The organism is Streptomyces racemochromogenes, from assembly GCF_039535215.1.
Lineage (GTDB): Bacteria > Actinomycetota > Actinomycetes > Streptomycetales > Streptomycetaceae > Streptomyces > Streptomyces racemochromogenes.
The window spans coordinates 1,032,258-1,048,881 of sequence record NZ_BAAAWT010000001.1 but is presented as its reverse complement, the minus strand read 5'-3'; the positions used below and the strand labels follow the sequence as shown (position 1 = coordinate 1,048,881).

The window sequence follows — 16,624 nt, the reverse complement described above, 5'->3', positions numbered from 1 at the left end:
GGCCCCGCGTGACGGCCGCGCCACAAGCTGGGGGGACTCGGATGGACCTGTTCACACCGCTCGACCTGCCGGGAGGCACCACCCTTCCCAACCGTCTCGCCAAGGCCGCCATGGAGGAGAGCTTCGCCGCCCAGCCCGGCCAGCTCCCCGACGAGCGCATGGAGCGGCTGTACGCCCGCTGGGCGCGCGGCGGCGCGGGACTGGTCATCACCGGCAACGTGATGGTCGACCGGCGCGCCCTGACCTCCCCGGGCACCGTCGTCCTCGACGAGCACTCCCCGCTGGAGCCCTTCCGCCGCTGGGCGGCCGCCGCGGCCTCCGGCGACGCCCGGGTCTGGATGCAGATCAACCACCCCGGCCGCCAGGTCGGCTCCGACATGCCCGGCACCGCCTGGGCCCCCTCCGCCGTCCCCATCAGCCTCGGCAGGCACACCAAGCGCTTCGCCCACCCCACCGCCATGACCGAGGCCGACATCGAGGCGACGATCGCCCGCTTCGCGCTCACCGCGGGCCGCGCCGAGGAAGCGGGCTTCCACGGCGTGCAGGTCCACGCCGCGCACGGCTACCTGCTCAGCCAGTTCCTCTCCCCGCTCGTCAACCGGCGCACCGACCGCTGGGGCGGCAGCCTCGACAACCGCGTACGGATGCTCACCGACACCGTCGCCGCCGTCCGGGCCCGGGTCTCGCCCGGCTTCGCCCTCGGCGTGAAGCTGAACGCCGCCGACTTCCAGCGCGGGGGCTTCGACAGCGAGGAGGCCGCCGAGGTCATCACGGCCCTCGACGGCCTCGGCGTGGACCTGGTCGAACTGTCCGGCGGCACCGTCGAGAGCCCCGCCAGCATGGGCCACACCACCGACCAGCGGACCCTGGAGCGGGAGGCCTACTTCCTGTCCCTCGCGGAGCGCCTGCTGGAGACCGCGACCGTGCCCCTGATGCTGACCGGCGGCATCACCCGCCGGGCCACCGCCGAGAAGGCCCTGGCCCGCGGCGTCGCCGTGGTCGGCATGGCCTCCGCCCTGGCCCTGCGCCCCGACCTGCCCGAGCGCTGGCGCGCCGGCGAGGACGTACGGGTGGACGTGCCCCGGCTCGGCTGGCGGGACCGGAGTCTGGCGGCCGCGGGCACGCTGGCCCTCGTACGCTTCCAGCTGGACCGGCTCGCCCAGGGCCGGGAACCCCGCAGCCGCGTCTCACCGCGCTGGATCTTCACCGCCGACAGCCTCCGGCACCGCCGCAGGGTCCGCGCGTACGGCGCCTGGCTCGCCCGCGAACCGTCCGCAGGCTCCCCCGGGACCGCCTAAGCCCCCCGGCCGACGGGGAGGCCGCGCCGGGCCGCGTCCACGATCGGCGAGCCGCGGAACTCCCGGGCGAGCGCGGTCAGCGGCTGCCCGTCGAGGCGGTACGGGGCGGGTTCCGCGGAGCCCGCGTCCGGGGCGCCCGGGCGTTCGGCGGCGGCCCGCGCCCGGCAGGCGGCGGCTAGCATGGCCGCGTCCGCCACCACGGCCGCGCCCGCCTCGGTCAGGCCCTGGCGGCGGGCGGCCCCGTACGCGGCCGTCCGCACGGCCGGGTCGAACCAGCTCGCCAGGGCCAGCAGCCCGTCGTCGATCACCGACTCGCGGTGGATCAGCCGGATCCCGACCGGCGACCACCACGTCAGCGGCACCGTCGCCACGCCGGCGCGGGCGAACCCGCGCAGGGCCTTCCACAGCGGGCGCAGCCGCCGGTACTGGCTGAAGTCCCGCCAGGCCGCCGAACCGCCGACCATCGGGACGATGAACCCGGCGCCCACCAGCAGGGCCGCCGCCGAGGCGAGCGGCGGGGCCACGTACGTGGACAGGCCGTCCCAGTCGCGGCCCGCCCAGCGGGCTCCCACCGCCGCCCACTTCGCGACCAGGTACCCCAGGTCCAGCAGCCCGCCCAGGGTCAGCAGCGCCAGCCCGGTCCGCAGCGGCCGCAGCGCGGGATCGACGCGCAGCATCCACTTCAGCGAGAGCAGGCTCAGCGCGGCGCTGCCGACCGTGTGCGCCAGCAGGTAGGAGACGATCATCTCGCGCAGCCACGGCGTGTTCGCGTAGTACGTGTCCAGGTCCCGCAGCCGCTCCACGCGCGCGTCCCCGAGCACGAAGAAGGCCACGATCAGCACGGTGACCGCGCCGAACACCGCCACCGTCACCCAGGTCGCCCGCCGCAGCGCCGCCGCCGGACCGCCCGCCCAGTGCAGGATCAGCACGATGGAGGCCCCCGAGAAGGCCGTCAGCACGCCGTACACCAGCGGGGCGGCGAAGTTGGCGACCCCGGTGAGCCGGTTGACCGCCGCCAGGGACGGCGGGGGCGCCAGGAAGGTGAGCAGGCAGCCGACCACCAGCAGCGCGCACACGGCCCGCATCAGCGGCTGGTCCCAGCCCCGCCGCAGGGCCGGCGCCTTGATCAGCAGGGCCAGCACCAGCACCGAACCCGCCACGTAGAGCGGCAGTCCGTCCTTCACCGCGCACGGCCGGGGGTCGGGGGAGGCAGGAGCGGGGCGCAGGTGGGGTGCATCGTGCGGTGCTTTCTGTCGGGGTGGTCAGCGGTTCCAGCCGAGGGAGGACTTGATGCGCTCGGTCCCGTCGGGGGCGGGCTCCTGCCGGGGCGGCGGCAGGAACGCCTTCAGGACCTTGCCGAGGTGCAGGCCGAAGGTCTCGGCCCGGATCTCGGCCGGATCCTCCCGGTCGGCACGGGCGGCCGCCTGACGGACCACCGAATCCAGCGCGGAGTCCCGCCGCAGCAGGTCCGCGAGGCTGCCGTGCGGGCCCGTCAGGCGGGCGGCCACCGCCATGCCGGGACCGTGGCCGTCGCAGGCGCCCTCCTCGATGTGCCACAGCTCGTGGCAGGCGATCACCAGCTGGTGCTCGGGCCGGGTGCGGGCCTCCACCACGACCAGGTCGCGCTCCTCCAGCTCCAGCCACAGCCCGCTGGCGGTCTCCGGCGGGAACGGGGCGAAGCGGAACTCCACCGGCCGCCCGCCGCGCCGGCGCCCGAACGCCGCGCACAGCCCCCCGATGATCGCCTCCGCCCCGGCCGGTGCCGTCAGCCGCGCCTCCGCCACCAGCTCGGCGCCGAGCTTCCGCATGGTCCGTGTGGTCCTCATGGCGCTTCCCCCTCGGCGGTAAGGTCCGGGCGCGCGGCCCGCGACTCGGGCCCGGCCCCGCCGGCACCACGGCGCGGCGGCCCCGGCCCCGCCGGGACCGGCTCGGGCGGCGGCCCGCACCGGAGGTTTCTCCGCGTCTCGACGGGGTGTTCGGGTCGGTGGCTCGGTGCGGTGAAGCCTAGCCGCCGGCCCCCGCCCCCGCCCACCGCATCCCCACACCGCCCGCCGCCCCCACCCCCCGGCACCGGCCATGACCCCGGAGGTAATCGACCCCGTGCGGGGGCGGCGGCAGAGTGGGGGCATCGGGTTCCGGGGCCGCGCACTCGGCTCCGGGACCCGGTCCCACCAGCACGAACGACCCCCGATGGAGGCTGAACCGTCATGTCCGCGACCCTGCTCGCCAGCATCGCCCGCACCACCGCCCCGCAGACCGTGCTGCGCCGCTTCCTCGCCCTCGACGCGGTGGTCACCGCCGGCAACGGCCTCGCCTACGCGGCCTTCTCCGCACCGCTCGGCCGGCTCCTCGGCGTCGGGCAGGCCGCCCTCTTCGAACTCGGCCTCTTCCTCACCGCCTTCGGCGCCGGAGTCGGCTGGCTGGCCTCGCGCCGGCGGCCGCCGGTCCTCCCGGTGAAGTTCGTCATCGAGGCCAACTACGCGTGGGCCGCCCTCAGCCTGGTCTCCCTCGCCGTCTGGTTCGAGCCGACCACGGCCGGCGCCGTGTGGATCCCGGCGCAGGCCCTCACCGTGGCCGGCTTCGCGCTCCTCCAGCAGCTGGCGCTGCGCACCGGCGGGGGATCAGGGGCCCAGTGAGCGCAGGTACTTCACCGTCGCCGGGTCGGCCGGGAGGAACGTCTCGATGGCCAGCTCGGCGACGGTCACGTCCATCGGCGTGTTGAAGGTCGCGATCGACGACACGAAGGACAGCAAGTGCCCGTCGTGCTCGATCACCAGCGGCAGCGCGATGTACGGGACCGGCTCGTCCGGTCCGGCGTCGCCGGGGCGCTCCGGCACCGGGTAGGCCGACACCTCCTCGTACAGCGCGCGCAGCGGCGCGGAGCGGGCCAGCGCGATCTGCCGCTCCATCTGCGCCAGCAGGTGCCCGCGCCACTCCCTGAGGTTGCGGATCCGCGGGGCGAGGCCCTGCGGGTGCAGGGTGATCCGCATCGCGTTCAGCGGCGGCGTCAGCAGGTGCTCGGGCAGCCCGTCCAGCAGCATCCCGATGCCCGCGTTGGCGGCCACCACGTCGTACACCGCGTCCACGACCAGCGCCGGGTAGGGCTCGTAGCCGGTCAGCAGCCGCCGCATGCCCTCGCGCAGCGTCTCCATGGCCGGGTCGTCCAGCGCGGTGTGCGCGTAGTGCGGGGCGTAACCCGCCGCGAGGAGCAGCGCGTTGCGCTCCCGCACCGGTACGTCGAGCCGGTCGGCGAGCCGCAGCACCATCTCCTCGCTCGGCCGGGACCGGCCCGTCTCGATGAAGCTGATGTGGCGGGACGAGGAGTCGGCGCGGCCCGCCAGTTCCAGCTGGCTGATCCCGCGCCGCTCCCGCCAGGTCCGGAGCAGGGCGCCGACCGTGGGCGCCGAGGGGGTCGAAGGGGTCATGGCCACGACGGTAGTCGAGCCGATCGTCCCCGATCAGCCCAGGTCGAAGACGTTCCGCAGGCCGAGACGGTAGCGCCACAGGTCGTGCCGCTTCGCCGCCTCCAGCTCCGCGGGCCGGTGGCGCGGGATGACGGCGCACCGCGCCGCCCCCGAACCGTCACGGTCCAGCAGGGCGTTGACGGCCGCGCGGGCCGAGGCGTTCGCGCCCTCCATCGTCGCGAGGTCGATGTCGACGGCCACGTAGTCCCCGCTGAGGAAGAAGTTGGGGACGCGGGTGCCCGCGCTCGGCCGGTCGTGGAAGGTCCCGGTCGGGTGGATCAACAACTCGTCCTGGTTGGTGGGCTGCGGGGTGCCCAGGCCGTCCACGCCCGGGTCCAGGAACCAGGAGTGCAGGGTGCGGTCGGCCAGCAGGGTCCGGCCGGTGTCGTTGAGCGAGGCCTTCAGCTGCGCCCACACCTCGCGCGCCACCTCCTCCCGGGTGCACTGCTTGGCCGTCTTCCCGTACAGGATCCCGGGCCTGTCCCACTCGGAGACGTCCACCGACAGGCAGTCCACGACCGTGCCGTCGCCGTAGTCGGCCGGGAAGTCCCGGGCCGGCCAGTGCTCGGCCTGCTGGATCGCCGTCAACGACCACGGCGAGTCGACGCAGTTGAGGTGCCCGTGCACGAGCGGGGCGCGCTCGGTCAGATAGAACTGGATGCCGGTCATCCAGTCGGTCCGCAGCCGGTCACAGCGCCCCAGCATGGGGTCCGCGGCCCGCAGAGCCGGGCTCCAGGTGCGCCGGGCGTGCTCCACGGGCAGCGCGCTGACGTAGTGGGTGGCGGTGACGGTCCGCCGCGCCCCGTCCGGGTCCAGGACCGAGACCCCGCTCACCCGGCCGTCCCCGTACCGCACCTCCTGGACGGTCCAGCCGATCCTGAACTCCACGCCGAGGGACCGCAGGTGGCGTTCCCACGGGTCGATCCACGCCTCGTTGGTCGGCAGGTTCAGGATCCGGTCCGGCGGGCCGTCCGCCCCCTGGCCGAGCGCGTTGCAGACGAAGGCCTCCCCGAGGGTGCCGACCGTACGGGTCGAGGCCTCCTCGGCCTTGGTGGCCACGATGTTGCGGGTGATGCCCACGGCCAGGATGCGCTGGTACTCGGTGGACATCCGCGCGGCCCGGGTGAACTCCCACCAGGGGGTGCGCTCCCACACCTCGTCGCGGCGCTCGTCGCAGCTGGTGAGGAAGACCAGCACCCGGTTGACGAAGTACGCGGTCTCGTGCGCGGGCAGCCGGACCAGGGACTCCAGCATCCCGGTCAGGGCCCGCCGCAGCTCCTCCGGGGTCAGCCCGCCGGCGGAGTGGCCGGGCCAGGGGATGGGGGCGCGCAGGTCCTCGCGGCCGCCGGCCCGGGCGAACATCATCTCGGGCGGGGCCACCAGGTTGTCCCACACGCCGTTCGCGTTGCCGGGGAAGGGGATGCGGCGCATCGTGTCCGGGAGGTTGTGGTAGATCCCGGGGATGAAGCGGAAGCCGTGCTCGGCCGGCAGCGGTCTGCGGCCGCCCCGGGCGCTGCCGGGTACGTCCATGCTGCGGGCCTTGCCGCCCAGCGCGCGGCGTTCGTACACGGTGACGGCGTAGCCGCGTTCCGCGAGCTCGTGCGCGGCCGTCAGCCCGGCGACCCCGCCGCCCAGGACGGCGACGGAGCGTCCCGCCGCGGCCGGCGCGGGGCCCGCGGCGGCGGCGGGCGCCGCGAGGGCGCCCAGGGCCGGGAGGGTGCCCGCGGCGGCCGCCGCGCCCGCGATGAACGCGCGCCTGGAGCTTCCCGGGGTCTCCGTGCCCGCCGTGCCGTCCGTGCCGCCGCTCCCGCCCGCCGTGCCGTCCGTGCCGTTGCCGTCGCCCGTAGCGGCCATGCCCCGCCTCCTTGTTACCGGTGGTAATGCTCGGTCCGGCGCTGGAGCATAGGGCGGGCGGCCAAGGCCCGGAAGCGCCGCGAAGCACCCGGGCGCACTATGGCGGGAAAGGTTCACCACGGCGCGCGCCGTGGAAAACTGACAGCACATCACGGGACCACGGGCACGACCACGGGGAAGGAGACAGCGGATGCCGAGCGACCCGCTTTCGCAGAAGGAGATCGAGGACCGGCTCCGGGAACTCCCCGGCTGGGCCTTCGAGGACGACCGCATCGAGCGCACGTACCGCGTGGACACCCACCGGGCCGCCAGCGCCCTCGTCTCCCACATCTGCGTGGTCCAGGACGAGCTGAACCACCACTCCGAGCTCACCCTCGGCTACAACACCGTCCGCCTCTCGGTGAACAGCCACGACGCGGGCGGCGTCGTCACCGAGAAGGACTTCGCACTCGCCGAACGCGTCGAGACCCTGGCCCCCGCCCACGGCGCGGCCTGACCCGCCCGCGCCGGCGGGCGCCTCAGACGGGCTCCAGCCGCCACCACTGGGAGGGCGAGTCGGTGTCCTCGCCCTGCCGGACCCGGCCCTCGCCGTCGGCCTCCAGCGGCAGCCCGCTGATGCACGCCACCAGCGACACCACCCCCGGATCGTCCAGGTGCCGCTCCACCAGCCACTCCTGGGCGCCGAAGGCGTTGGCCCGCCACACCTGCACCCGGGCCCCGCTCTCGGTCGAGGCGTTCGCCACGTCCAGGCGCCGCCCGTTGTCCTCGCTCACCACGTGGAAGACCCCGCCCCCGCTGTGCACGGCGGAAACCCGCCACCGCCGGGCCGCCGCCGGAGCGGGCGGCCCGTCGGGGCCGACCCGCACCCGGGAAGCGCCCTCCAGCTGGAGCACGAGCCCGCTGTCCACGTTCCGGATCCGGTACGTACCGTCCTCGAAGCCCATTCGCGGCTCAGATGTCGAAGACGGCCGGATCCGGCCCGATCCGGTGCCCGCCCGCGCCCAGCGCGTCCAGCGCCGCCAGGTCCTCGGCGTCCAGCTCGAAGCCGAACACGTCCAGGTTCTCGCGGATCCGGGACGGGGTCACCGACTTCGGGATCACCACGTTGCCCAGCTGGAGGTGCCAGCGCAGCACCACCTGCGCGGCGCTGCGGCCGTGCTTGGCGGCGACCGACACCACCGCCGGCAGCCCGAGCAGCTCCTTGCCCTGGCCCAGCGGCGACCACGCCTCGGTGACGATGCCCAGCGAGGAGTGCAGGGCGCGCATCCCGGCCTGCGGGAACAGCGGGTGCAGCTCGATCTGGTTCACCGCCGGCACCAGCGGGCTCACCTCGCGCAGCCGCTCCAGGTCCTCCGGACGGAAGTTCGACACCCCCACCGCCCGCGCCCGGCCGCTCGCCGCGATCTCCTCGAACGTCTTCCAGATGGTCAGGAAGTCGTCGCGCATCGGACGCGGCCAGTGGATCAGGTACAGGTCCACATGGTCCAGGCGCAGCTTGCCGAGCGACTCGTCGAAGGCGCGCAGCGTCTCCTCGCGCCCCCACCGCTGCTTGGAGCCGTTCCACAGCTTGGTGGTGACGAACAGCTCCTCGCGCGGGATCCCGGAGGCGGCGAGCGCCTTGCCGGTACCGCGCTCGTTGCCGTAGACCGCGGCCGTGTCGACACTGCGGTAGCCGGCCTCCAGCGCCGTCGAGACGGCCTTCTCCGCCTCGGAGTCCGGTACTTGCCAGACGCCGTAGCCGAGCTGGGGCATGGACGTGCCGTTGTTGAGCGGGACGGCGGGCACCTGGTTCACGTCTGGTCGTTCCCTCGGGTTCGGTGGAGCGGTACGGCCGCGCCGCGGAGTGCGGCGCACGGGGGCGGCAACCGGCCTCCCGCCCACCCTATTCCCGCCACCCGTCCGCTCCGCTCAGGGCGCGGGACCGACGGGGAGGACCGGGCCGGTGGACGGTGTACGCGGCCGGCGCCCACCCGCCCCTACGCCGGCCCCAGGTACGCCTCCCGCACGCGCCGGTCCGCGCGGACCTCGGCGGGGGTGCCCTCGGCGAGGACGGAGCCCAGGTCCAGGACGACGACCCGGGTGCAGAGGTCCATCACGAAGGCCACGTCGTGCTCCACCAGCAGCACCGCGCAGGCCTCCGCCGCCAGCCGCCGCACCACCCCCGCGAGCTGCGCCCGCTCCGGCGCCGACATCCCCGACGCGGGCTCGTCGAGCAGCAGCACCCCCGGCGGGTCCGCCACCGCGCGGGCCAGTTCCACCATCCGGGCCTGCCCGACCGGCAGCCCGCCCGCGTACGAGGACCCGAGCGAGCCGATCCCGCAGTCCGCCAGCACCCGCCCGCCCCGCCCCCGCCGCGCCCGCTCCCGGGCCCGGCGGGCGGGCAGGGCCAGCAGGTCGGCGGCCGGCCCGCCCCCGCCGCCCCGCCACTCCTGCGCCACCAGCACGTTGTCGGCCACGCTCAACTGCCCGAACAGCTGCTGCCGCTGGAAGGTGCGGCGCATCCCGTGCCGGGCCCGCCACACGGGGGAGCGGCGGGTGATGTCCGCCCCGTCGAGCAGGATCCGCCCCCGGTCGGGGCGCCGGATCCCCGACAGCACGTCGAACAGGGTGGTCTTCCCGGCCCCGTTCGGCCCGATCAGCCCGCACACCTCCCCGGCCCGGATCCCGATGTCCACCCCGGCGAGGGCCCGGACCCCGCCGAAGCTCACGCCGATCCCGCTCGCGCGGAGCACGTCGCTCATGGCGCCATCCCCAGGTAGGCATCGGTCAGCCGGTCCTGTTCCACCTCGGCCCGCGGGCCGCACCACGCGACCCGGCCCCGTGCGAGGTAGGCCACCGTGTCGGCGATCCCGAGGACCTCGGCGGCCTTCTCCTCCACCAGCAGCAGGGCGGTGCCGGCGTCGCGGAGCTCGGTCAGCAGCGCGAACACCTCCTCCACGACGCGCGGCGCGAGGCCGAGCGAGGGCTCGTCCGCGATCAGCACCGCCGGCGGGCGCTGGAGCAGCGGGGCGAGCGCGAGCATCTGCTGCTCCCCGCCCGAAAGGGCCCCGGCGGCGACGGCGCGCCGCTCGCGCAGCCGGGGGAACCGGCCGTACACGGCGTCCCGTTCGGCGGGGTCCTCCAGGTACAGGGCCAGGTTCTCCTCGATGGTGAGCGCGGGGAAGATCCCGCGGCCCTCGGGGACGAGCAGCACCCCGGCGCGCGAGCGCCGTACGGGCCCCTCGCGGGTGGTGTCCCGCCCGGCCAGGGCGACCGTCCCGCCCGTGGCCGGCAGCAGCCCGGCCGCGACCCGGCAGGCGGTGCTCTTCCCGGCGCCGTTGGGCCCGAGCAGGGCCAGGATCTCCCCGCGCCGGACGGTGAGGTCCACCCCGTGCAGCACGCTCCCGCCGTCGTACCCGGCGGTGACCCCGCGCAGCTCCAGGGCAACGGGCACGCCACCCCCGCCCACCGCCGAAGCCCCCACCGCCGAAGCCCTCGCCCCCGGACCCCCGCTGCCGGTCCCGGCGGCGTCCGGCCGGCTGCCGAGCGCCGGGGAAGGGAACGGACCGGGGGCACCCCCGGCTGCGGCCCGCGCGGCCGCGACCGGCCCCCCGGCTCCGCCGTCCGCGGCCGGGGGCGCCTCCGGGGCCGCCGCGGCCCCGGAGGCGCCGGCCCGGGTGTGCCCGGCCCCGTCGCTGCCCTCGCCGGCGGGGCCGGCCGGCCTGGCTCCCTCGTGCCCGGCCGGGGCGGCCTCGGCGGCCGCGGCGCCGGCCAGGGCCGGGGCGGCCGCCGGCCGGGTTCCCTTCCGCCCGGCCAGGGCACGGGCTCGGCGGGCCGGGATCGATGCGCAGTAGCCGTCCGGGTCGTTGGCCAGGGCCAGGCCGGCCAGGCCGAACAGGATCACCGGCAGGTGGGCCGACTCCGTCACGTAGTCCGACAGCAGCCGCGGGGCCACCGCGAACACCAGCCCCGCCACCACCGCGTACGGCGCCCGCCGCACCCCCGCCGCGACCACCACCGCCAGCCACACCAGCCCCGTCATGGCGGTGAAGTCCGTGGCCGTGATCCGGGTGTTGTACGAGGCGTACAGCACGCCCCCGAAGCCGGCCAGCCCCGCCGACAGGGTGAACAGCAGCAGCTTCGTCCGCAGCACGGACACCCCGCAGGCCATCGCCGCCGCCGGCGCCGATCGCACCGCCAGCATCGCCCGCCCCGACGGGGAGTTCCGCAGCGCGCCCAGGGCGGCCGCCACCAGCGAGACCAGCACCACCAGGGCCACCCCGAACGCCCGGTCGTCGGTCAGGTCCACCGGCCCGAACACCGGGCGCGGCACCGCCCAGCCCGCGTCCCCGCCGCGCAGCCACCGCATCTGGAACAGCACCTGGTCGGCGAGGAACGCCAGCGCCAGGGTGGCCAGCGCCAGCGAGCGCCCGCCCAGGCGCAGCGCGGGCAGCGCCACCAGCGCCCCCAGCGCGGCCGCCACGCAGGTACCCACCGCCAGTGCCGCCGCGAAGGGCCAGCCCCGGCTCATCAGCAGCCCCGCCACCAGTGCGGCCCCGGTGACGAAGGTGGCCTGTGCGAGCGAGACCATCGCGCCGAGCCCGGTCACCACCGTGAAGGACATGAACACCAGCCCGATGGCCAGCCCCTGCGCCAGCAGCCCGCTCCAGAACGGGGTGGTGACGGTGTAGAACGCCGTACCCAGCAGGACGGCGCCCGCCGCCCACACCCCCCACCGGCGGCCCCAGGGGGCCCCGGCCAGGTGGTCGGGCGGCGGCGTTTCCACGGCCGTCACCCCGGCGGTGCGGGCCCGCCGGGTCAGCACCAGCAGTCCGCCGAACAGGATCAGGAACGGCACCGCCGTGCGGAACCCGGTGATGCCCTCGGCGAAGGAGGCGTACCCGGCGACGAGGTTCTGCACCACCCCGAGCCCCAGCCCGCCCGCGAAGGCCAGCGGCACGGAGGCGAACCGGCCGATCACGGCGGCCGTCGCCGACACGAACAGGAACAGGGTGAAGTCGTGCGCGGACAGCCCCAGCAGCGGGGTGGCCAGCACGCCGGCGAGCCCGGCCAGCGCGGAGGCGATCATCCACGCGACCGACGACAGCCGGTCGGCGCTGATCCCCCGCAGCTCGGTCAGCGGGCGGTTGTCGACGGCGGCCCGCAGCCGCAGCCCCAGCCGGGTGTGCCGCAGCAGTACCCACAGGGCGGCGGCCACCACCGCCGTCACCACCCAGGTGATCAGCTGGTCGGAGTCCACGCCGACGCCGTCCGCGAGCCGCCAGGACCGGGCGGGGCTCGGCCCGACGCCGGGCAGCCCGAACTGGTTCTCGGCGGGCTTCAGCGGCAGGCCCGCCTCCCTCAGGACGTCCACGGCCCAGAGTCCCGCCGCCGGCAGCGCCACCAGCAGGCCGATGGTCGCCACGATCTGGGCGGTCTCCCCGGTCCGCGCGAGCCGGCGGAACATCAGCCGGTCCAGCCCCCACCCGAGACCGGGCGCGAGGACGCACACCACCAGCAGGGCGGCCGGGACGGCCGGCCAGCCCAGGCCGGAGTGCAGCTCGTAGAAGGTGAGCGCGCACAGGTAGGCGGTGGCCCCGTGCGCGAAGTTGAACAGCCCGGACGCCGAGTACGACAGCACCAGCCCGGTGGCGAGCAGTGCGTACAGGGCGCCGGAGACCAGGCCGCTCAGTACGAAGACCAGCAGGTCGCCCATGCCGCCGCCCTACTTGAAGGGGATCGGCTCGTGGCACTCGAACGGCACGGAGACCTCGTACCGGCCGCCCTTGAGCTGGACGAGCGCCCCGCAGCCGAAGCTGTCCTTCTGGCCCTTGGGCTCGGCGCGGTCGCCGACGAGGGTGCCGGTGTCGGAGAAGCTCTGGGCGGCGTTCTGGAAGTGGGTGGTGGTGAGGTCCTTCCCGGCCTTCTGGGCGATGGCGAGGAAGAGGTCGGCCGACATGTACCCGGTGAGCATGTGCATGTTCAGCGGTACTTCCTGTCCGCCCGAGGCGGCCTTGATGTCGGCCTTGAACTGCCTCATCTTCGGGCTGTCCGACTCGAAGGGCTCGAACTGGAGCAGGACGTGCACCCCTTCGAGGGCCTGCCGGGTGGCGTCCTTGGCGAGCAGCCCCGGGTCGTAGTCGGTGGGGTCGGAGATCACGCCCTTGTAGCCGGCGCGCTTGAGGGCGGTGAAGAGGCCGATGTTGTTCGGGGTCTGCATGACCGAGACGACGGCGTCCGGCGCCTTGCCGCCGGCGCTCTCCATGATCTCCTTGACGTACGCGCTCCAGTCGCTGGGCACGGCCGTCGCGGGCACCGAGGCCTTGGCGTAGGGGACGGTGAAGCCGGCCGCGGCGAAGCCCTGCTGGAAGGTGCGGATGCCGAACTTGCCGGCGTCGCTGTCGTTGGCGATGACCGCCACCGACCTGCCCTCGGCCCCGCCGAGGACCTTGGCGATGCCCTCGGGCCAGGTCTGGTTGAGGGTGCCGCCGGGGGAGGGGACCAGGCAGCCGTTGAAGCCGTAGATGTACTTGGGGCCGCAGAAGGAGGGCAGGGTGCCCCAGCCGAAGGTGGGGACCTTCTCCTGCTCCAGGAAGTCGGCGCCGGAGAAGGTCACCGAGCTCATCGGGGCGACGGCGAAGACCTTGTCCTGCTGGACGAGTTTGCGGGCCGCGGCCAGGTTCTTCCCGGGGTCCTGCCCGTCGTCCTCCGCGCCGACGTAGTCGATGGTGCGGCCGTGGACGCCGCCCTCCGCGTTGGCCCTGAGGTAGCGGGCCTTCGCCCCGAGGTCGGTGTCCTTCTTGCTGTAGCCGCTGGCGCTGGTCATCGACACGATCCCGCCGACCTTGATGCTCTTGTCGGTGACCCCGCGCTGGATCCCGGGCGCGCCCCCGGAGCTCCCCGGCGTCGTCCGGTCGGAAGGGGCGGCTGAATTGCAGGCGGAGACGAGTGCGAGTACGGCCGCCGAGGCGGCCAGGGCCCGGATGGGTCGCGACATGGGTGGGATCCCCTCCGTAGGAATCCCCGCATTCTGTGCGTGACCTGACGCACCGTCAATATTTTTGGCGGGCACGAATGACGGTCCGTCAGATCACGTAGGCCTACACGGGACCGACACCCCTACGACGGATACAGGCCCGCGACCTCCCGCTCGTACGCCTTCTCGATCGCCCGCCGCTTCAGCTTCAGCGACGGCGTCAACAGCCCCCGCTCCTCGGTGAACTGCTCCGCCAGCACCCGGAAGGCGCGGATCCCCTCGGCCTGCGACACCAGCGTGTTCGCCGCCACCACCGCCCGCCGCACCTCCGCCGTCAGGTCGGGGTCCCCCGCCACCTGCTCGGCCGTCCGCTGCGGCAGCTTCCGCATGGACAGCCAGTGCGCCACCCCCTCCATGTCCAAGGTCACCAACGCCGCGACGAACGGCCGGTCATTGCCCACCAGCACGCACTGCGACACCAGCGGATGCGACCGCACCCGCTCCTCCAGCGCCGCCGGGGCCACGCTCTTGCCGTTGGAGGTCACCAGGATCTCCTTCTTGCGCCCCGTGATGACCAGGTAGCCGTCCTCGTCCAGCCGGCCCAGGTCCCCCGTCGCCAGCCAGCCGCCGCGCAGCACCTCCTGCGTGGACCGCGGATCCCCCAGATAGCCCGAGAAGACGTGGCCGCCGTGCAGCCACACCTCCCCGTCGTCGGCGATGTGCACCGTCGTGCCCGGGATCGGCGGGCCCACCGTCCCGTACTTGACCGCCCCCGGCGGATTCGCCGTCGCCGCCGCACAGGACTCCGTCAGCCCGTACCCCTCGAACACCGTGATCCCGGCACCGTCGAAGAACAGCCCCAGCCGCCGCGACATCGCCGACCCGCCCGACATCGCGTACCGCAGCCGGCCGCCCAGCGCCTCGCGGACCTTGCCGTACACCAGCTTCTCGAAGAGCTGGTGCTCCACCCGCAGCGCAGCCGTTGGCCCCGGACCGCTCCCGAACGCCTTCTGCTCACGCGCCTCCGCGTACCGCACCGCCGCCTCCACCGCCCGGTCGAACGGCCCCCGGCGGCCGTCCGCCTCCGCGGCACGCCGCGCCGCCGCGAAGATCTTCTCGAAGACGTACGGCACCCCCAGCACGAACGTCGGCCTGAACGCCGCCATGTCCGGCAGGAGTTCGGCGGCGGCCACCGCCGGCTGGTGTCCCAGCTTCACCCCCGCCCGCACCGCCGCCACCTCCACCATCCGCCCGAACACGTGCGCCAGCGGCAGGAACAGCAGCGTCGACGGCTGCTCCCCGCCCGGCCCCGCCCGGAAGACCGCCTCCCAGCGCGCCACCAGCGTGTCGGCCTCGTACATGAAGTTGGCGTGGGTGAGCACGCACCCCTTGGGCCGGCCCGTGGTCCCCGAGGTGTAGATGACGGTCGCCACGGCGTCCGGGGTCACCGCCCCGCGGTGCCGGTGCACCACGTCCTCGGCCACCCCCCGCCCCGCCGCCACCAGCTCCTCCACCGCCCCCGCGTCGAGCTGCCACAGCAGGCGCAGCCCCGGCAGCCGCTCGATCACGGAGCCGACCGTCATCGCCTGGTCCTCGTTCTCCACCAGACAGCCCGTGCAGGCCGAGTCGTACAGGATCCAGTGCACCTGATCCGCCGACGACGTCGGGTACACCGGGACGGGCTGCGCGCCGATCGCCCACAGCGCGAAGTCGAACAGCGTCCACTCGTAGCGCGTACGGGACATCACGGCGACCCGGTCCCCGAACCGCACCCCCTGCGCCAGCAGCCCCTTGGCGAGCGCGAGCACCTCCCCGGCCAGCTGACGGGCGGTCACGTCCCGCCAGACCCCGTCCGCCTTCCGCCCGAGCACCACGTGCTCCGGATCCTGCCCGGCGCGCAGGAACACGGTGTCGGCCAGGCCTCCGACCGGCGCGCCGGTGACCAGGGGTGGGACGGTGAACTCGCGCACGTTCCGCTCCTCTGCGTGCAGGGCGCCGCGACGCTACCTCACCCGCACCCGTGCCCGGCACCCCCAAGGAAACCTCCACAAGATCCCCCCGCCCCCACACCCCCCACGACCTGCGACGCAGCCCCCGCACGGCGTGCCCACGGGGGTGCGAACCCCAGGGCGGGGAGGGTGACGCGGCGCTGCCGGGAACGGGATCCCCCCAACCCCGCCCCCTACGCCGGCCGGCTCAGGCGGTCGCCGCCCGCCAGGACGGCGGCTGCCAGGGCCTCCGACGCCGGGGTGGGGCGGCGGCCCTGGAGCAGGGCGAACTCCACCGGCCCCAGCTCCGGAAGGCCGCCCACCCGTACCAGCCCCGGCGGGATCAGCCCCCGGGTGTGGGCCATCACCCCGAGCCCCGCGCGGGCCGCCGCGACCAGGCCGCTCAGGCTGCCGCTCGTACAGGCGATCCGCCACGCCCTGCCGTTCCGCTCCAGCACCTCCAGGGCCCGCGCCCGGGTGATCCCCGGCGGCGGGAACACGATCAGCGGCACCGGACGCTCCGGGTCCACCCGAAGCCCCTCCGCGCCGATCCACACCATCCGGTCCCGCCACACCAGCCGGCCCCGCTCGTCGCCCGGCCCGCGCCGCTTGGCCAGCACCAGGTCCAGGCGCCCCGCGTCCAGCCGCTCGTGCAGCGTGCCCGACAGCTCCACCGACAGCTCCAGGTCCACCTCGGGGTGCTCGTGCCGGAACCCCTCCAGGATCTCCGGCAGCCGCGTCAGCACGAAGTCCTCCGACGCCCCGAACCGCAGCCGCCCCCGCAGCCGGGTCCCCGTGAAGAAGGCCGCCGCCCGCTCGTGCGCCTCCAGGATGGTCCGCGCGAAGCCCAGCAGCGCCTCGCCGTCCTCCGTCAGCCCGACGCTGTGCGTGTCCCGCACGAACAGCGGACGTCCCGTGGCCTCCTCCAGCCGCCGTACGTGCTGGCTGACGGTGGACTGCCGCACCCCGAGCCGGGCCGCCGCCTGCGTGAAGCTCAGCGTCTGGGCCACCGTGAGGAAGGTGCGCAGCTGGACCGGGTCGTACATGCCCCCAGCCTAAGCCCGG

The 16,624-nt window shown here is 74.9% G+C and carries 14 protein-coding genes; 3 read left to right on the top strand and 11 right to left on the bottom strand.

The window, feature by feature from the left end; all coding sequences use genetic code 11:
• Positions 1-41: 41 nt before the first annotated feature.
• Positions 42-1,298 (top strand): NADH:flavin oxidoreductase/NADH oxidase family protein, encoded by a 1,257-nt coding sequence (locus tag ABD973_RS04945; RefSeq protein ID WP_125823113.1) that lies wholly within the window; start codon positions 42-44, stop codon positions 1,296-1,298.
• On the opposite strand, the gene ABD973_RS04940 is transcribed toward ABD973_RS04945, so the two are convergent.
• Positions 1,295-2,482 carry an MAB_1171c family putative transporter gene (locus tag ABD973_RS04940; protein ID WP_345498751.1) on the bottom strand — a complete coding sequence of 396 codons (1,188 nt, stop codon included), beginning with the start codon at positions 2,480-2,482 and terminating at the stop codon, positions 1,295-1,297. The genes ABD973_RS04945 and ABD973_RS04940 overlap by 4 nt on opposite strands.
• 78 nt (positions 2,483-2,560) lie before the next feature.
• Positions 2,561-3,124, bottom strand: coding sequence for a toxin-antitoxin system, toxin component (locus tag ABD973_RS04935; protein ID WP_125823115.1), 564 nt, complete (start codon positions 3,122-3,124; stop codon positions 2,561-2,563).
• Between the two features lie 381 nt (positions 3,125-3,505).
• On the opposite strand from ABD973_RS04935, the gene ABD973_RS04930 reads away from it, so the two are divergent.
• Positions 3,506-3,934, top strand: a complete 429-nt coding sequence (locus ABD973_RS04930) for a hypothetical protein (RefSeq protein WP_125823116.1) — start codon at positions 3,506-3,508, stop codon at positions 3,932-3,934.
• Here ABD973_RS04930 and ABD973_RS04925 read toward each other — a convergent pair.
• Together ABD973_RS04925 and ABD973_RS04920 are read right to left on the bottom strand one after the other, a co-directional pair.
• On the bottom strand, positions 3,920-4,723 hold the full coding sequence (locus ABD973_RS04925) for a helix-turn-helix domain-containing protein (protein ID WP_125823117.1): 804 nt from the start codon (positions 4,721-4,723) through the stop codon (positions 3,920-3,922). The two genes, ABD973_RS04930 and ABD973_RS04925, sit on opposite strands and share 15 nt — an antisense overlap.
• Positions 4,724-4,756: 33 nt before the next feature.
• Positions 4,757-6,616 carry a hydroxysqualene dehydroxylase gene (locus ABD973_RS04920; RefSeq protein WP_345498748.1) on the bottom strand — a complete coding sequence of 620 codons (1,860 nt, stop codon included), beginning with the start codon at positions 6,614-6,616 and terminating at the stop codon, positions 4,757-4,759.
• Between the two features lie 190 nt (positions 6,617-6,806).
• Between ABD973_RS04920 and ABD973_RS04915 the strand changes: the two genes are divergently transcribed.
• Positions 6,807-7,112 (top strand): 4a-hydroxytetrahydrobiopterin dehydratase, encoded by a 306-nt coding sequence (locus ABD973_RS04915; RefSeq protein WP_125819435.1) that lies wholly within the window; start codon positions 6,807-6,809, stop codon positions 7,110-7,112.
• A 22-nt stretch (positions 7,113-7,134) separates the two neighbouring features.
• Here ABD973_RS04915 and ABD973_RS04910 read toward each other — a convergent pair whose 3' ends face one another.
• The 7 genes from ABD973_RS04910 to ABD973_RS04880 all read right to left on the bottom strand — a co-directional run bounded on the left by ABD973_RS04910 (position 7,135) and on the right by ABD973_RS04880 (position 16,605).
• The gene (locus tag ABD973_RS04910) at positions 7,135-7,560 is read right to left on the bottom strand and encodes an RICIN domain-containing protein (protein WP_125604083.1); all 426 of its coding nucleotides are present in this window, start codon (positions 7,558-7,560) and stop codon (positions 7,135-7,137) included.
• Between the two features lie 7 nt (positions 7,561-7,567).
• A complete protein-coding gene (locus ABD973_RS04905; RefSeq protein ID WP_185899743.1) occupies positions 7,568-8,410 on the bottom strand; it encodes an aldo/keto reductase in 843 nt (280 codons plus the stop codon).
• Positions 8,411-8,592: 182 nt separating this feature from the next.
• A complete protein-coding gene (locus ABD973_RS04900; RefSeq protein ID WP_345498743.1) occupies positions 8,593-9,357 on the bottom strand; it encodes an ABC transporter ATP-binding protein in 765 nt (254 codons plus the stop codon).
• On the bottom strand, positions 9,354-12,311 hold the full coding sequence (locus ABD973_RS04895) for an ABC transporter permease subunit (RefSeq protein ID WP_345498741.1): 2,958 nt from the start codon (positions 12,309-12,311) through the stop codon (positions 9,354-9,356). Before ABD973_RS04895 ends, ABD973_RS04900 begins: the two co-directional genes overlap by 4 nt.
• Positions 12,312-12,320: 9 nt before the next feature.
• Positions 12,321-13,592: an ABC transporter substrate-binding protein gene (locus ABD973_RS04890; protein WP_345498739.1), complete on the bottom strand. Its 1,272-nt coding sequence runs from the start codon at positions 13,590-13,592 to the stop codon at positions 12,321-12,323.
• A 122-nt stretch (positions 13,593-13,714) separates the two neighbouring features.
• The gene (locus tag ABD973_RS04885; RefSeq protein WP_125823121.1) at positions 13,715-15,541 is read right to left on the bottom strand and encodes an AMP-dependent synthetase/ligase; all 1,827 of its coding nucleotides are present in this window, start codon (positions 15,539-15,541) and stop codon (positions 13,715-13,717) included.
• Between the two features lie 212 nt (positions 15,542-15,753).
• Positions 15,754-16,605 (bottom strand): LysR substrate-binding domain-containing protein, encoded by an 852-nt coding sequence (locus ABD973_RS04880; RefSeq protein WP_125604038.1) that lies wholly within the window; start codon positions 16,603-16,605, stop codon positions 15,754-15,756.
• Between the last annotated feature and the right edge of the window lie 19 nt (positions 16,606-16,624).

What these genes read in the sequence shown, in the direction of transcription:
- ABD973_RS04945 (WP_125823113.1), top strand. Translation starts at nt 42, where the DNA reads ATGGACCTGTTCACACCGCTCGACCTGCCGGGAGGCACCACCCTTCCC.
- ABD973_RS04935 (WP_125823115.1), bottom strand. Translation starts at nt 3,124, where the DNA reads ATGAGGACCACACGGACCATGCGGAAGCTCGGCGCCGAGCTGGTGGCG.
- ABD973_RS04930 (WP_125823116.1), top strand. Translation starts at nt 3,506, where the DNA reads ATGTCCGCGACCCTGCTCGCCAGCATCGCCCGCACCACCGCCCCGCAG.
- ABD973_RS04925 (WP_125823117.1), bottom strand. Translation starts at nt 4,723, where the DNA reads ATGACCCCTTCGACCCCCTCGGCGCCCACGGTCGGCGCCCTGCTCCGG.
- ABD973_RS04920 (WP_345498748.1), bottom strand. Translation starts at nt 6,616, where the DNA reads ATGGCCGCTACGGGCGACGGCAACGGCACGGACGGCACGGCGGGCGGG.
- ABD973_RS04915 (WP_125819435.1), top strand. Translation starts at nt 6,807, where the DNA reads ATGCCGAGCGACCCGCTTTCGCAGAAGGAGATCGAGGACCGGCTCCGG.
- ABD973_RS04910 (WP_125604083.1), bottom strand. Translation starts at nt 7,560, where the DNA reads ATGGGCTTCGAGGACGGTACGTACCGGATCCGGAACGTGGACAGCGGG.
- ABD973_RS04900 (WP_345498743.1), bottom strand. Translation starts at nt 9,357, where the DNA reads ATGAGCGACGTGCTCCGCGCGAGCGGGATCGGCGTGAGCTTCGGCGGG.
- ABD973_RS04895 (WP_345498741.1), bottom strand. Translation starts at nt 12,311, where the DNA reads ATGGGCGACCTGCTGGTCTTCGTACTGAGCGGCCTGGTCTCCGGCGCC.
- ABD973_RS04890 (WP_345498739.1), bottom strand. Translation starts at nt 13,592, where the DNA reads ATGTCGCGACCCATCCGGGCCCTGGCCGCCTCGGCGGCCGTACTCGCA.
- ABD973_RS04880 (WP_125604038.1), bottom strand. Translation starts at nt 16,605, where the DNA reads ATGTACGACCCGGTCCAGCTGCGCACCTTCCTCACGGTGGCCCAGACG.